Genomic DNA, 14,286 nt, shown 5'->3' with positions numbered 1-14,286 from the left:
TCCTTGAAAATTATATGAAACTGAGGTGCATTCATATGAGAAATTATGAATATCGTAAAGAATCTATTGCTTGTTATGTCTTCTGTACTCTTTTCCTACTTTGCTTTGTTGGAGTGATACTTTTATCTGGAGAATTGCGTGGAAATAGCATCATCTCATCCATCCCTCGGTTTTCTTGGGATATGATGATTAAGTGGAGAGAAATTGTAGAAATATTCGACTTAAAGTAAATTAAAGAAAAGTTTCGTACTGAAGCAACTTCCATAAGAAAGCGAGGAAATAAAAATGAATCTGGGTTTCGGTGAAATAGCGATTATTTTGTTCGTAGCACTATTATTCTTTGGGCCAAGCAAACTTCCAGAGCTCGGAAAAGCTGCCGGTGTTTCTTTGAGAGAATTTAAACAAGCGGTCAGTGGATTGATGAAGGATGAGGATACAGACCATAATGGTGACAAGAATATGAATAAAATCAATAGTATTACTTAACTGTGAGGGACGGACCTCCAACAGACTGAAAATCTGATAATCTGGCAATTTGGAACATTTGGAGGTCCGTCCCTCTCTTCTACCACATAATGACTTGAACAGCTCCGTACATAACAGCACCAATTACAGGTGCAGTTCGTAAGAGGGTGTATCCATTTCTGAAGGATAGTACCCGTTCAAGTGGGTTGAGTGCAGGAGATGCTAAATAATGTATAAGGCGATCCCATTTGGATGATTTCATTGGGAAATTTGGTACTTCAACCCCATATTCGTCAAGGTTTTTACGAAGAGTGTATTTTTTATTAAAGGGATCCTGAGTCATACTCCGTGTCCTCCATTTCTTTTTTTAAGATTTGAATAGCCTGGTGCATCCTTGACTTGACTGTGCCGAGAGGGATTTGCAATATATGTGCAATGTCTTTTTGGCTTAAATCATGAAAGTAGAATAAGAGAATCACTGCTCGTTGCAAGTCAGGCAATCTGGCGACAGCTTCTTGGACGGTCATTCTGTCATCCTGTGAAAGGCTGTCTTCTGTTATAGGAGTTAAGAATGGTAATAGTGAGCGCCATTTCTTACGTCGAATTAATTTATCAATCATAGTACGATAGGCAATTTGGAATAGATATGATTTCACTTTGCCCTTTGCAGAATCAAATTTCAATTTATTGATCTGAAGTTTTACAAACGTATCCTGAACCACATCGATACTCAGTTGCTCATCTCGACTGTAGCGGTAAATAAAGCTATACAGTGAAGGTTTATATAGGCGGTACAACTTTTCAAGTGACTTTTGATCTCCTCTTTGATACGCAAGCATCCAGTCTTCTTCTGATTCACTCAATTGAATCGCCCCAACGCTCTTTAATCGCTTTCAGTGTGTTGGAAATCCGTACAATTAAATAGATAAACGAAACCAATGTCCACGCCTGGGATTGATTGGTGAAAAATTGTACATAGTCATTCTCTACAGTTTCTCCATTAATGATCAGCACATTTAATATTTGTACACAAATAACCGTGTATATCGCCAATCCGAGAGACATAGTATCAAACATATTCCACCTTAAAAAAATCTTCGTTTTTTTATAATTGATCTTTCCATTTTCCCTGACAATGTATTTTCTTTCCATTGGAATCGCAACGGCTAATATAAACACCATTAAAACTCCGGACACAACAAAGGAAATTATCCACCCTTGATCCATATGATCACTCCTCTTTCTTTTCTTCTCATAAGCTATACCACTGAGGGAGTGAAAAGGTTCAATGAAATTGTTTCTTTCTGAGGGACGGACCTCCAATATGTACTTATTCAATCTATTTAGTCGTTTTTCGATCAAACTTATCAATTAATAAATCCTTACAATTGAAGGTCCGTCCCTCCCATTTAAAAACACGAACCTACGGCAGAGGTAGGTTCGTGGAGTTATTAGGTGAATCGAATGTTTTGTAGTGGTTTGATTGCTTGTGCAGACTTAGTTTCACCGTAGAATAGGATAGTTGGTTCGATTACGTTGGTTTCCCCCGTTGCTGCAGACCACTCGTTTGTTGATGCTACTAGAAGAACATCTTGATTTAAGTATGCTTCTGACCGTTTTCTGGTGCTTGGGTGAACAAATGTCAAAGATTCTTGGTCATCATCCGATCCAACCGTAATAAATGGTGTATCTCTCAATACGAATTCCTCGACGCCTGCATAGTATTTATGGACCATTCCTTGTGTTGGAGGTATAACGAAACTGGATGTTAATGTTTCTCCAGTCTTGAAAAAAGCCTCTAAATCAAGTAAATCTTTCGTATACGTTCTTCCTGAATCCTGCTGAATCTCTGCGTATACAGCCAGGACCGGCACTTCTGGAAGTGTTAAAGCATATTGACGAAGAACAATCCCCTTCATCTCTTCATGCTCCTTAAATTCTGTTGTTAAACAAATCCCTGTCCACTCATGGCCTTTGTGATCCAACTTTGTTACAGATCCGATTTCAGTATTCTCTTTCAACATTGAATAGGAACTAACGGATTGGAAAGAGTATCTGATACCCCCACCCCAAGGATTCCACCACGCCCGTGGACCAGGGTTTGGATATAGATGATCCAGGGTTTCCTTACCGTCAATCGATAAGGAATAGATACCAGGGTAATAAGCAGATGACGCTTTAAACGAAATGACGCCATTATCTACAGCCCAAACATCCTCGTTCCTCTCAACCTTTACTTCCCTCTTCCCCTTAACAAGGTGGATTACATCTACTTTTCCGAAGAGACTTTTGGATTCGAATTGTCCATCCAACCATTTTACGCCTGGTGAAGGATGCTCAAGTTCAAGATTCAATTGGGTGACTGAATCAGCTTTATCCACTTCTTTCGCAAATGTTTCATTGTCTGATTTAACGGTTAATTTACCATGAATATAGGGAGTTAGCATGGATCGAAATGAATAATTTTCCCTTTCACCAACATAAGAAATAATATCTCCATCAGTTTTACCTAAAGCATACAGGGGCAGCTCTTTCAACTCCCTATCATCACCCACCACCAACTCCCGCCACTTAGCCCAGTGGTTGGAAGTATTGATCCCTACCTGGATGGGACCTAAACACATTTTTTCCTGGGATTGTATCAAGTCGATTTCATATTCAAGAGCCATTCGCCAATCATCTTTTCTTCCAAGAGCTTCTTCTGACCATGCAAGTCCGATCGTATCACCATTCGAGGAGCGTGTAAAAATCCAACGTTCAGCCATTTCTTTATCATTAATATACTCCATAAAAGGAACCAAGGACTCATTCCCGATTAAGACTCCATCCCTTTGTGGGATAGCCATTCCTTCAAAGTTTATAAAAACGGGCTGAATTAGGGAAAGATGCTTCCTGTCTTCTTCTCCTGCATTCACTACTTCATGTTTGATTTCAACTAATCCATCACCGTAAATTTTAAAATAGGTGTTCAGAAGCATGGCGGAAAACGCATCGGACTTTAGTGTTGTTTTCATCACGAAAGCTTCAGGAAGCTCGATATATTCTACAGAAGATGCTTCTTTCTTAGAAAACTCTTCACTATATGGTTTTCCGAATTTTGGTGTGAAGAAAGTTATCGGATCTTGGGTTGAATTCATAGAGCCCACTTTGACGATATGGTTTCGTTTTTCAATCTCTACGTAGTGCGGACCGTTGAATCCGATCCAATTCTCTTCTGTCTCGCCACCAAATTTCGACCCAAATCCAGGTAGAGCCAATGAAAGACGAGTGGAAAAAGTAGTCGCCTCCCCGTTTTTTCGTTCAACAGAAACATTCACTTCTTTTGACAAACAACCATTTTTCAATAGCTGGATCGGAAGAGGAATGGAAACTCTCTTTTTACCTTCGATTTTCACTATCACTTCTGAAGTTTCCCACTCCACTACCTTATTTACAGGCAGTTTAATTGTCCAGGTAGTTTCTTCTTCTAATTGGCTTTCCAAATCAAGATAGAGCATCCCTTTACCATGGGATCTCCAATTCTTTTTCACCGACCTTAAATGAAGCTTCCCTGCTTGCTTAGGGAAGACCCCTAGTGCTAGGGGAATCGATTGACGATCCACCTCAACTGTCACCCCAACAGTTGGGTGCTTTTTCCAAGGACTTGGTTGACTAGTTGGCATGGCGACGCTGACAGGGAATTCCCCAATCCAGTTCTTCCCCACTAAGACGGTCTCATGGAATTCATGCTTTACATGAGAAGATGATATTCCTCTTAAGGAGATTTCAACCGGATTCTCTTTGCGATTTTCTACATGATAAGTCACATTGTGTTCTTCTTTCTCGAGCATCTTAAAGTCAGGCAGCCTCATTTCCACTAAAAAATCCTTTGTTTCAATTAAGCGAATGCCTCTTCCCGTCCGTTCAAATTGAATTCGAACGAACTCATTTCCAGCTTCCCATTTATATTCATAATACGTATGATCTCGATCTTTCAGTCCATCTGGTTTGATTTCGATTAATCGCTGACTCGTTGTATACCAATCATGCTTCTCAAAAAACGGCTTCAGCCAGTCTATTTGGAGCACCATCGGAATAAAATTCATCAGATGCACGGTGTCATCGCGCTCTTCCCAGAAAAATCCGCATTTTTTGTATAGAGGGACGGCTTTTGTATTACCCGCCCACGTAAATAAATCCAGTCTTGGCCATTTTAATTCCACAGTCTTCTCTAACGCTTTCAATACGAGTTGTTTGCCGATCTTTAAGCCCTGATACTTGGGGTGCACGTTCAAAAGAGGAATGTATAAGGCACCTTCGTCCTCTCGATATTCAGATAATCCGCAGTAGCCTGCCACTTCATCTCCCACCATAGCCAAGAACAGGTGGAGGTTCGTGGAGTTAGCTTCCTTGTCTTTTACGTCTTGTTCCGTTGTGATAACAGAATCTCCACCCCAGTTTTCACGGCTTTCATTCCACATTTTTGCTATTCCTTTTGCTAATCCTTCATGATATTCCACGATTTTCACTTGCTCCAAAGTAGTCTTCATAATGTCCTCCTACGCTAGGTTTTTATATATAGAACCTCATCCTCATTTATTAGTTGAATTGCATCGACGATTGTCATCATCGTCATCGCCTCCTTTCATATTGTTGGTAATATTTTCTTCCCACACCCACAGTTTAAGATTTTATGAGTAGTAAGTAAAGAATATTCTAACAAGAAAAAAAGTTCATTTAATGATGTGATTGTAAGAGAAATGGAAAATGTAGAATATTTTCAGGGTGACTGGACAAACCTACAAGATAAAAAGAGGTTATGATATTGAAAATGAAACGACTTATTCCAATGATTCTATTCACACTGTTTCTTGCCAATATGACAATCGTTGAGTTCAATCCGATGGTGCACGCTCAACAAGAAATACCCTCCTACGCTAAATGGGGAAGTCTGGCAGTAAAAAAGACGCAAGAGAAATATCCTGATGCATCGATTGTTGACTATCTCCATATCGGTAAGGAAAACGGATCGAAGGTATCGACTGAAAAATTTAAGCTATGGTTAAAACGAGGCGGGAAAGAATTTGGTGTATTTGTAGACATTCAGTTTGAAACGGATACTGAAAAGATGATTGATATTAAATTCACGGAAACGGATCGATAATTGAAAATTCTCTTTTCATTCAAGGACCACACCTCTTAGACAGCATAGCTAAGAGGTGTGAATGCGTTTATACGCATTCACCCATTCCCTCGATCAATCATATAAACATTATAAGTTGAATTATTTGGTTATTTACCAAAAGGGGGAAATGAAATGGGGAAATCAGGTTATGTGCCGGATAATACTAATATTAAGAAAACAAGTGGTACACCCAACCTCTTCTTTGATTCGAAAAAGAATGTATTCTTTGAGAGAAACCCCGATAATGTCGCCTATGAAGTGACTTCCACTCAATTGCCGGCTATGGTAGGGGGTGCATTCGTAGATCTATATCTATCAATGGGCCATATACGCGAACCTCACTGGCATCCGAATGCATGGGAATTGGATGTTGTCGTTTCTGGTGAAGCCGTCATATCAATCATTGATCCCGATACAAATAAGCTTCATACGTACAGTGCTAAAGCGGGGCAAGTGGTGTTTATTCCTATGGCATGGTGGCACTGGATCACACCAGTATCAGATAAGGCACACCTGCATCTATTTTTTAATAATGATCAATTTGAAACGGCAGAGGGATCGGATACGTTGCGTCTAACCCCCCCTGAGGTATTCGAGCTATCCTATGGCATCAACCCTGAAATGATCGCAGAGGCTCTGTCACCAATAAAGGATTCTGTAGTCATTGGTCCTCCGATTCAAAATCGAAATAGAGTCGGTCTCCCAAAAAAGAGGCTGAAGGATTCTAAGAATGAGGGAAACATATCAATCAATATAAATAATAAATCCATTGATTTTTAGAATGGTCAATAGGTAAGGATAATCCCTGCCAATTGATTTGTTGAATATCGACAAGCTTCTCGAATGAGAAAGAAAGATCAAAGGTCATGTCCCCTTTGATCTCTTTTATTTTTACAGCTTCACTCTCTGCAGGCGCAGGGCATTCAACACAACGGACACAGAACTAAATGCCATTGCAGCTCCGGCAAGCCATGGTGCTAAGAATCCCATTGCGGCTATGGGGATGCCGAGTGAGTTGTAGGCAAGGGCCCAGAAAAGGTTTTGTTTAATATTGCGAATGGTTTTCTTACTCATGAAGATAGCATCGGGAATGCTGTTCAAATCACCGCGGATAAGGGTGATATCGGCAGCTTCCATGGCTACGTCTGTACCGGTTCCGATCGCCATACCGATATCAGCCGTCGCAAGTGCAGGGGCATCATTGATTCCATCTCCGACCATCGCTACTTTCTTTCCTTCCTTCTGCAGTTTTTGAACTTCTTTTGCTTTTCCTTCAGGTAATACTTCCGCAAGTACATGATGGATATTAGCTTCTTTTGCAATTGCTTCAGCGGTCCGTTGATTGTCACCAGTGATCATGATGACTTCTAAGCCCATATCTTTTAATCGTAGAATGGCGTGTTTAGAAGTATTTTTAATAGTGTCCGCTACAGCGACAAGGCCGGCAAAGTTTCCATTAATAGAAACGAGCATAACCGTCTTACCTTCAGTCTCTAGAGTTTGCTTTGTTTCTAACACATGATTGATCTGGGCACCATTTTGCTCCATAAGTTTCGTGGTACCGATAACCACTTCACTATTCCCAACTTTTGCTTTTACACCATACCCTGGTATAGCATCAAATTCTTCACTACTTAATAAACGAATCCCTTTTTCTTTAATCCCTTTAACGATTGAAACAGCTAGTGGATGCTCAGAAGAACGTTCCGCTGCACCAACTAAAGCAAGAAAATCCTCTTCAATCTGTCCAGCTTCCACTATTACATCTGTTAAAACCGGCTCACCGTTTGTAACAGTACCCGTTTTGTCGAGTACAACGGTTGTAACTCCATGGGTTGATTCCAAATATTCTCCGCCTTTAAAGAGAATCCCATATTCTGCTGCACGTCCCGAGCCTGCCATTATCGAAGTCGGAGTAGCTAATCCAAGGGCACACGGACAGGCAATCACAAGTACGGCAATCAGTTTTTCAAGTGCTTCGGCAAAATTGCCTGGTTCGATCCAAATGTACCAGACAAGAAATGTCAGGACTGCAATCCCTACAACAATAGGGACGAATATTCCAGATATTGTATCTGCTAATCGTTGAATAGGAGCCTTGGAACCTTGAGCATCCTCCACCACTTTTATAATTTGTGCCAAGGCTGTATCTTTTCCTACCTTTGTAGCTTTCATTTTGAGGAATCCGTTTTTATTCATTGTAGAACCGATTAATGTATCACCTATAGATTTATCCACCGGTACGCTTTCTCCAGTTATCATCGATTCATCCAGTGCTGAACGTCCTTCGATGACTTCTCCATCTACAGGGACTTTTTCACCTGGTTTGATGTAGACAATATCTCCTGTGACAACGTCTTCTAAAGGAATTTCTACATCCTTTCCATCTCTTTCCACCGTTGCGGTTTTAGCTTGAAGTCCCATAAGCTTCTTAATGGCTTCAGAAGAACGACCTTTTGCCCTAGCTTCAAACAATTTCCCGAGGATAATGAGTGTGATTAAAATGGCACTTGTTTCAAAATATAGTTCAACCATATGGATTCCCGATCCAATGGACTGATAGGCAAGAAACACACTATAAAAGTAAGCAGCCGATGTACCAAGTGCTACTAAAACATCCATATTGGCACTCTTGTTTTTTAATGCTTTATAAGCCCCTACGTAAAACTGTTTCCCAATAAAAAACTGTACAGGGGTGGCTAAAGCCATTTGCACCCAAGGATTCATTAAGATTTCAGGTAATGGGATGAACGAAGTGAATTCAAAATGACTGACCATCGACCACAAAAGGGGAAGAGATAATAAGAGTGACCATATAAACTTTCGTTTTTGGTTCTGAATCTCTTGAAGTTTATGATCCGTTTGTGTTTCTTGATTATCATTATTTTTTACTGTTGCACCGTAGCCAATTGAATCCACCTTTTTTATGATTTGATCTGTTGTGATTGTTCCAGGGTTATACTCAATCGTTGCTTTTTCCAAGGCCAAATTTACCGTCGCATGTTGTATACCTTCTTGTTTATTCAATACTTTCTCGATTCTTGCAGAACAAGCAGCACATGTCATTCCGGTAATATCAAACTCGGTTTTTTCGAGTTGTACGTCATACCCTAGATCTCGAATCCTTTTTTGAAGATCGATTGGTTTCACAACTTCTGGATTGTATTTGACCGCTGCTTTCTCCATGGTGAAGTTGACCGCTGCATTTTCAACACCGTCCATTTTATTTAAACCTTTTTCGATCCGATTCGCACATGCAGCGCAAGTCATTCCTGTTATATCTATATTGGTTTCTTTATACTGATCCATTCCTTGTCCCTCCATACCTATACGGGGTATATTTTATAGTAAAAGAAAACCGTGCTGAGAAAGCACAGTATCCTTACACGACATCATATCCCTGATCATCGATTGTTTCTTTGATGTCATCAAGCTTTACTAGTGAACCATCAAATTCGACTTCTACTTTCTTGCCTTTCAAACTTACTTGCACCGATTTCACACCTTCTAATTTAGCGACATTGTCTTCAATTGCTTTAACACAATGTCCACAAGACATACCTTCCACTGTTAACGATTCTTTTTGCATCTGTAAACTCTCCTTTATTTTTTCATAAGTTTTTGGATAGTGACCATAACTTCATCTAATACTTCTGTGTCTCCTTCGTGAATTCGATCAAGAACACATGTTTTCATATGACCTTCTAATAGAATTTTGGCTACGCTGTTAAGGGCAGATTGGGTGGCGGATATTTGCGTAATGACGTCGTCACAATACGTATCGCGCTCAATCAAGCCTTTAATTCCTCTTATTTGTCCTTCAATCCGATTTAATCGTGTTACAAGATTTTTCTTAACTTTATCAGAGTGATGACTTTTCCGGACTTCTTCATCTGAGCATACTGCATGATCCATTACACGCTCTTCTTCTTGAATCACGGATGGGTTAATTTCCGTTTTTTTTTCATTCTTTTCAGTGGTCATAATCCCACCTCCACAATCTCAATATACTATACCCCATTATGGTATGTAAAGGATTATGATTTGATATAAAAAAAGCGTGTCTCCTCATTGGGGTCCACGCACTTAGATTCTTCTCATTATGTATGATCGTTTTGTCGATCTTTTTGGTTGGAGGTATAGATTTCAGTAGAGGCAGTGGCAACACCTATAATAGTGCCTTCTTCATTTAATAAGGGATGGGCATAGACATTATAGGAAACAGTTCCTGTTTTTAAAGGAATCGAGACTACTCGATTGATAGGAGTCTTTTTCTCTAATACATCCTGTTTCAACTTCATTAAAGTCCTATTTCCTTCATTATTATCAAGCTCTATGTCGGTTTTACCAATGTGATCGTCTGGAACAAGATCAGGAGTGTTGAAGATCCATGTATAGCGTAATTGTGTGTCACAATGAGCGAGCACGACAGGTGCATTCTTTAAGGCAATCGAGAATGGATTTTCCTCGAGATTAAAGCTGGATGCGTGAAAGTCCAATACTTCCCCTAGCTTGATGGTGACCTCACTGCTCGGTTTGCGGATTCCATTCTCAATTTGAGCATAATAGGATCTTTCAATAAAAGCTTTCGAAGCGACTTCCTGTTGGGTCATCTTTTTCCTTTTTCTTAATTTAATTAGCCAAGTTCTTTTATTCAATCTCCAATCTCCTTTCTGAACCGCAATGGCAGAAAAGCAATGTATAAACTCTATTAGAGGGTGGCTAAACAGAAACATTCCCAAATGGTTATATTCGATATAATAGATGGTAAGAAAGTATTTAAATATCCTACACTTTTATCTTCATCATGTTGTGAATCTTTTTTTTTGTAAAGTGACCTCTTCATGAGACATCTATACGTCCTCATTTAGTATCATTGCTTAAGTACTCCTTATAGAAAAGCATAACATACAATTCAGCGTTTCCTCTATCCTTTTTTCCAAATATATTTACATAATCGTAAAACCCGCAGTTTGATCAAATTAGGAGGTTATCTAATGTCAATGAAGGCTATTCATGACGAAAATAAGTATCTTGAATTCATTAACAACATAGTGGATGCAAAGACGAAATTGATTCAAGGAAGAACAAACCAAGACGCTCCTTACCCTACTATTGTAAATGTATCGCTGCGGAAATGGAGAGAGGAAATGATTGAGCTTTTAGCCCAGTCTCTGCGTACTGCTAATAGCAACATTATCTCGAGGTGGGCATGTTCTTCCGTTACTCTCTTTAGGCAGTTAGATTTATCCCTCGAGGTAGCGATAGAAGATCTTCACTATTTTCGGAATGAGATTGGTAACATGATTAAAACAGATTCAATCAAGATCGAGCTGCCAATTGATACATTTTATGAACTTCTTTCTCTTTTTCATTCTGGTTTGGATCGAGCAATATACCGCCTTACGATGGCCTACTCCCATCCTCTCTCTGAAACCATTAGTTCCGAGCTTTCGATCCCGATTGTGAAAGTGACAGATACGATCGCCATTTTGCCGCTTATAGGGGATATCAACTCCGCACGTGCAAAGGATTTAATGGAAAGGTCTCTTTCACAAGGGTCGGCATTGGGCCTGAGTTATCTAATTATTGATCTATCAGGGGTAACGGTTGTTGACACGATGGTTGCCGATCAGTTATTCAAAGTGGTAGCCGCACTCAAATTAGCTGGAATTCAAGTCGTCTTAACAGGCATTAGACCTGAAATTGCTCAAACAATGGTCAACCTCGGCATCGTGATTAAACATATTCCCACTTTCGCCAGCCTTCACACCGCTCTTATACAATTGCAAAAGCAAAGAAGCATCCTTAGGAATTAGGATGCTTTTCTTATGTATAAACGTTTTTTCTAGTGAGAACGAAAATGACTTACATAAATAGACAGCAAAACATATTTAAAGACTCTATAGGGACATGCTGTAATTTTACAGATTAGGCTTAGTTAAATAATCATATAGAAGCTTTCCGATTACAGCAATTGTGTCTCGTGCTGTTTCGTTTTCATCAAGTTCGTCAATTAATACAGCTATGTAGGCGGTTTTTTTTTCACAACGAATAATTGCACAGTCATGCTCAACCCCAGGTAACTCCCCTGTTTTATTGGCTACATAGATTTTTTCTTTATCCATCTTTGCAGGGAGCTTAGTATTAAATTGCTGTTGATGCAATATATATATCATTTTATCCCGGCTTTGCTTACTAAATAGCGTCCCTTGGTCTAAACTGCGTAAACAGGTGATGATATCAGAAGCAGAGGTGAAATTGTCATATCCTTGTTTCATTGCTTGAAAATCCATCATTTTCCGACTAAGCTTAGTGTGTTTTAACGCTAAAGAGTTACATAGACTGTTTATCGGATCTGAACCTAAACGGTCGATAATGAGATTCGTCGCGGTGTTATCCGACACAATGATCATGAGTGTGAGGAGGTCTTCTAACGTCAACGAAAATTTTTCGGATAATGTTGACAACACTCCTGCCCCTCCCACTCTATACTCATTAGGGACCATTACGGTTTCATCTAAGTCGATTTCCCCTTGCTCTGACTGCCGGAAACCTTCTAGTAAGATCGGAACCTTGATTAAACTTGCAGCAGAATAAGGAGTGTCACTATTGATTTGAATGGAGTGTGAAGCCAGGTCAATGGCTATACTGATCCTGCCTTTACATTTATCAATAGCGTCCAGAATTCTTTCCTCTAATATATTCTCATTCATCCACTATTCATCCTTTACTTTGTGACCGCTACTTCGTCATGATTCTTGGTTATTTCATTGTCGTATAAGTGACAAGCAACAAAGTGCTGTTCTTCTACTTCCTTCCATTTTGGTTTATGGCTGGTGCACGCTTCCATGGCTACTGGACAACGGGTTCTGAATACACAGCCACTTGGTGGATTGATTGGACTGGGGATTTCTCCTTGGATGATCATTCGTTCACGCTCATCCTCTACATCGGGATCAGGGATGGGGATAGCTGAAAGTAATGCTTGGGTGTAAGGGTGAAGAGGCTTTTTGTAAAGCTCCTTACTTTCGGTTAATTCAACCATATGACCCAGATACATTACTCCGATTCGGTTGCTGATATGCTTTACCATGGAAAGATCATGAGCAATGAATAAAAAGGTCAACCCCTTTTCTTTTTGAAGCTTTTTCAATAGGTTTACGATTTGTGCTTGAACGGAAACATCCAGAGCAGAAATAGGTTCATCTGCGATGATGAAATCTGGATTAAGGGCAAGAGCCCGTGCTATGCCAATTCTCTGACGCTGTCCACCACTGAATTCGTGGGGATAGCGATTAGCATGATCCCTATTCAGTCCGACATCTTCCAGGAGCTGATATATACGTTCCATCTGCTCATTTTTATCCCGGTATAAATTGTGGGCCTCCATCGGTTCTGCAATGATTTCACGTACCGTTGAACGAGGGTTAAGAGAAGCGTACGGATCCTGGAAAATCATCTGCATGTTTCGATAAAAAGAGAGCTTTTCTTTTTCAGAAAGTGTATGAACGTTTTTTCCATCATACAGGACTTCCCCTTCCGTCTTGTCATACAAACCGATTATGGTGCGGCCAGTAGTCGACTTCCCGCAACCCGATTCCCCTACGAGACCGAATGTCTCACCCTTATATATATCAAATGAAATACGATCCACTGCCTTTAAGGTTTTACCTTTGTCAAGCTGAAAGTATTTTTTTAATTCCTTTACTTCGAGTAGTTTGTCATTCGTCATGATGATCCCTCCGTTTCCTCCCAGTAGCGTTTTGCTATACATAGCTCCTTCTCGTAGTAGGTACCTTTCAGGGGAAGAATTTCAATGGTTTTCCCAGTATTAGGAGAGTGGATCATCTGTCCGTCACCATGATAGATTCCAACGTGATGTATGCTCCCCTTCCCTTCTTCATAAGCAAAAAATAAAAGATCACCAGGCTTTAATTGATTCAGTGGTACTTCTTTCCCGGCTTTTGCCTGGTCATTTGCATCACGGGGAATCAGATAACCATTCGCCTTACACATGGTATAGCTGAATCCTGAGCAATCAAACCCATAGCTCGTCATCCCTCCCCATAAATAAGGAAGATCAAGAAAGGCTTCTCCTGAAGTGACGATGTCTTGGCCGCTACCCTTTTGGTCGTTAACCTTGGTGGTTGAGATGATTACATCTTTCTGTTTTAAGAAGCGTGTACCTAACGGAGTCATAACTTCGATAACATGATCATGCTCTTTCACGACGGGTAAAATCGTTTGGAAACTGAGTTCCAATTCCACCGCATCATCCTCATTGAATAAATCCGCAAATTTGCTTGTGATTATGGCATATGTATCCGTTTGAGGGTACTCCCCGTGTGAAAGTTGAGCGCTAGGGACCCAACCAGGGTATCCTTGATTGTCTTTGGATGTGGCTTGGTCTGGAATGATCACATGAGACCAACCGTCCTCCTCTTCCAACACCAATACTTCCTGTCCGAATAAAGCTTGAGATTGTATACGATTCTCATCGCAAAGAGCCAACCGGGTTTCATGGGTCAAGGATCCTAACCATTCGTTGATTTGCACGGGATTGGAAACGGCAGGTGAATCCAAATCACGGGCTGAACCCTTGGATGTCCATACGGTTGATACGGGTACTGCTATTAGCGCTTTTGTCGTCATAT

The 14,286-nt window shown here is 40.2% G+C and carries 15 protein-coding genes; 4 read left to right on the top strand and 11 right to left on the bottom strand.

Translation table 11 applies throughout. The annotated features are described in order from the left end of the window. Positions 1 to 285 precede the first annotated feature (285 nt). Entirely contained in the window at positions 286 to 486 is a 201-nt protein-coding gene (locus ACXAF2_RS00270) for a twin-arginine translocase TatA/TatE family subunit (protein ID WP_475136850.1), read from the top strand. Positions 487 to 565: 79 nt separating this feature from the next. Here ACXAF2_RS00270 and ACXAF2_RS00265 read toward each other — a convergent pair whose 3' ends face one another. The 4 genes from ACXAF2_RS00265 to ACXAF2_RS00250 all read right to left on the bottom strand — a co-directional run bounded on the left by ACXAF2_RS00265 (position 566) and on the right by ACXAF2_RS00250 (position 4,994). Further along, complete coding sequence (locus tag ACXAF2_RS00265; RefSeq protein WP_475136849.1) at positions 566 to 808, bottom strand: hypothetical protein; 243 nt, start codon at positions 806 to 808, stop codon at positions 566 to 568. Then, on the bottom strand, positions 789 to 1,304 hold the full coding sequence (locus tag ACXAF2_RS00260; protein ID WP_475139052.1) for an RNA polymerase sigma factor: 516 nt from the start codon (positions 1,302 to 1,304) through the stop codon (positions 789 to 791). The genes ACXAF2_RS00265 and ACXAF2_RS00260 overlap by 20 nt, the downstream gene beginning before the upstream one ends. Before the next feature lie 16 nt (positions 1,305 to 1,320). Then, complete coding sequence (locus ACXAF2_RS00255; protein ID WP_475136848.1) at positions 1,321 to 1,692, bottom strand: group-specific protein; 372 nt, start codon at positions 1,690 to 1,692, stop codon at positions 1,321 to 1,323. A gap of 224 nt (positions 1,693 to 1,916) precedes the next feature. Next, a complete protein-coding gene (locus ACXAF2_RS00250; protein ID WP_475136847.1) occupies positions 1,917 to 4,994 on the bottom strand; it encodes a GNAT family N-acetyltransferase in 3,078 nt (1,025 codons plus the stop codon). A gap of 281 nt (positions 4,995 to 5,275) precedes the next feature. Here ACXAF2_RS00250 and ACXAF2_RS00245 point away from each other — a divergent pair, with 281 nt between their 5' ends. Next, on the top strand, positions 5,276 to 5,608 hold the full coding sequence (locus tag ACXAF2_RS00245; RefSeq protein WP_475139050.1) for a YqzG/YhdC family protein: 333 nt from the start codon (positions 5,276 to 5,278) through the stop codon (positions 5,606 to 5,608). A 153-nt stretch (positions 5,609 to 5,761) separates the two neighbouring features. Continuing rightward, a complete protein-coding gene (locus ACXAF2_RS00240; RefSeq protein ID WP_475136846.1) occupies positions 5,762 to 6,409 on the top strand; it encodes a cupin domain-containing protein in 648 nt (215 codons plus the stop codon). A 111-nt stretch (positions 6,410 to 6,520) separates the two neighbouring features. Here the strand turns inward: ACXAF2_RS00240 and ACXAF2_RS00235 are convergent, their stop codons facing one another. The 4 genes from ACXAF2_RS00235 to ACXAF2_RS00220 form a co-directional block, all read right to left on the bottom strand. Then, positions 6,521 to 8,938, bottom strand: a complete 2,418-nt coding sequence (locus tag ACXAF2_RS00235) for a heavy metal translocating P-type ATPase (RefSeq protein ID WP_475136845.1) — start codon at positions 8,936 to 8,938, stop codon at positions 6,521 to 6,523. A gap of 73 nt (positions 8,939 to 9,011) precedes the next feature. Continuing rightward, positions 9,012 to 9,218, bottom strand: a complete 207-nt coding sequence (gene copZ / locus ACXAF2_RS00230) for a copper chaperone CopZ (protein ID WP_475136844.1) — start codon at positions 9,216 to 9,218, stop codon at positions 9,012 to 9,014. Between the two features lie 14 nt (positions 9,219 to 9,232). Further along, positions 9,233 to 9,544, bottom strand: coding sequence for a metal-sensitive transcriptional regulator (locus ACXAF2_RS00225; protein ID WP_475139049.1), 312 nt, complete (start codon positions 9,542 to 9,544; stop codon positions 9,233 to 9,235). A 185-nt stretch (positions 9,545 to 9,729) separates the two neighbouring features. Continuing rightward, entirely contained in the window at positions 9,730 to 10,287 is a 558-nt protein-coding gene (locus tag ACXAF2_RS00220; protein ID WP_475136843.1) for a helix-turn-helix domain-containing protein, read from the bottom strand. A gap of 339 nt (positions 10,288 to 10,626) precedes the next feature. Here ACXAF2_RS00220 and ACXAF2_RS00215 point away from each other — a divergent pair, with 339 nt between their 5' ends. Then, positions 10,627 to 11,448, top strand: coding sequence for an STAS domain-containing protein (locus tag ACXAF2_RS00215; protein WP_475136842.1), 822 nt, complete (start codon positions 10,627 to 10,629; stop codon positions 11,446 to 11,448). Positions 11,449 to 11,553: 105 nt separating this feature from the next. On the opposite strand, the gene ACXAF2_RS00210 is transcribed toward ACXAF2_RS00215, so the two are convergent. From ACXAF2_RS00210 to ACXAF2_RS00200, 3 genes are read right to left on the bottom strand one after another with little or no spacing between them, the layout of a single operon-like run. Next, a complete protein-coding gene (locus ACXAF2_RS00210) occupies positions 11,554 to 12,345 on the bottom strand; it encodes a serine hydrolase (RefSeq protein WP_475136841.1) in 792 nt (263 codons plus the stop codon). 14 nt (positions 12,346 to 12,359) lie between these two features. Then, complete coding sequence (locus ACXAF2_RS00205) at positions 12,360 to 13,364, bottom strand: ABC transporter ATP-binding protein (RefSeq protein ID WP_475136840.1); 1,005 nt, start codon at positions 13,362 to 13,364, stop codon at positions 12,360 to 12,362. After that, positions 13,361 to 14,284 (bottom strand): C40 family peptidase, encoded by a 924-nt coding sequence (locus ACXAF2_RS00200; RefSeq protein WP_475136839.1) that lies wholly within the window; start codon positions 14,282 to 14,284, stop codon positions 13,361 to 13,363. Before ACXAF2_RS00200 ends, ACXAF2_RS00205 begins: the two co-directional genes overlap by 4 nt. Between the last annotated feature and the right edge of the window lie 2 nt (positions 14,285 to 14,286).

The sequence above is a fragment of the Rossellomorea sp. ABR4_004 genome (assembly GCF_056159585.1).
Note: the sequence above shows the minus strand (reverse complement) of the source record. Positions and strands in the feature narration are given on the sequence as shown.

Coding starts and splice junctions, on each gene's coding strand:
- ACXAF2_RS00270 (WP_475136850.1), top strand. CDS start 286: ATGAATCTGGGTTTCGGTGAAATAGCGATTATTTTGTTCGTAGCACTA.
- ACXAF2_RS00265 (WP_475136849.1), bottom strand. CDS start 808: ATGACTCAGGATCCCTTTAATAAAAAATACACTCTTCGTAAAAACCTT.
- ACXAF2_RS00260 (WP_475139052.1), bottom strand. CDS start 1,304: ATGCTTGCGTATCAAAGAGGAGATCAAAAGTCACTTGAAAAGTTGTAC.
- ACXAF2_RS00255 (WP_475136848.1), bottom strand. CDS start 1,692: ATGGATCAAGGGTGGATAATTTCCTTTGTTGTGTCCGGAGTTTTAATG.
- ACXAF2_RS00250 (WP_475136847.1), bottom strand. CDS start 4,994: ATGAAGACTACTTTGGAGCAAGTGAAAATCGTGGAATATCATGAAGGA.
- ACXAF2_RS00245 (WP_475139050.1), top strand. CDS start 5,276: ATGAAACGACTTATTCCAATGATTCTATTCACACTGTTTCTTGCCAAT.
- ACXAF2_RS00240 (WP_475136846.1), top strand. CDS start 5,762: ATGGGGAAATCAGGTTATGTGCCGGATAATACTAATATTAAGAAAACA.
- ACXAF2_RS00235 (WP_475136845.1), bottom strand. CDS start 8,938: ATGGATCAGTATAAAGAAACCAATATAGATATAACAGGAATGACTTGC.
- copZ (WP_475136844.1), bottom strand. CDS start 9,218: ATGCAAAAAGAATCGTTAACAGTGGAAGGTATGTCTTGTGGACATTGT.
- ACXAF2_RS00225 (WP_475139049.1), bottom strand. CDS start 9,544: ATGGATCATGCAGTATGCTCAGATGAAGAAGTCCGGAAAAGTCATCAC.
- ACXAF2_RS00215 (WP_475136842.1), top strand. CDS start 10,627: ATGTCAATGAAGGCTATTCATGACGAAAATAAGTATCTTGAATTCATT.
- ACXAF2_RS00210 (WP_475136841.1), bottom strand. CDS start 12,345: ATGAATGAGAATATATTAGAGGAAAGAATTCTGGACGCTATTGATAAA.
- ACXAF2_RS00205 (WP_475136840.1), bottom strand. CDS start 13,364: ATGACGAATGACAAACTACTCGAAGTAAAGGAATTAAAAAAATACTTT.
- ACXAF2_RS00200 (WP_475136839.1), bottom strand. CDS start 14,284: ATGACGACAAAAGCGCTAATAGCAGTACCCGTATCAACCGTATGGACA.